The 275-nt window shown below is 48.0% G+C and carries 1 pseudogene; it reads right to left on the bottom strand.

The features are described 5' to 3' along the window. A pseudogene (locus A3712_RS14580) lies at nucleotides 1-275 on the bottom strand (isocitrate lyase); the annotation flags it as partial.

Genomic DNA, 275 nt, shown 5'->3' with positions numbered 1-275 from the left:
TACAGTCAAATACACAGCGGTCTTCACCAGTACCTTGACGGAATTGGTACAAGCCAGATGGTAGACGCTTAGGACGTACCAGCTTGCCTTCACGGTTGAAGCAAACGTCGCCTTGTTTCATGTCAGCTACATCGATCTCTTCAACATCTAGGTAAGAGTTGTAGATGTCACCTTGGTCGCCAGGCTCTTTCACTACTGCGATTTCTTTTGTTAGACCAGCACCTTGTGAGTCAGTACGCGCAACGATGATGCCGTTGTCGATACCTAGCTCTAAG

The sequence above is a fragment of the Vibrio sp. HI00D65 genome (assembly GCF_001635455.1).
Classification (GTDB): Bacteria; Pseudomonadota; Gammaproteobacteria; order Enterobacterales; family Vibrionaceae; genus Vibrio.
The sequence above is the reverse complement of the archived record's forward strand: the minus strand, read 5'-3'. Positions and strand labels throughout refer to the sequence as shown.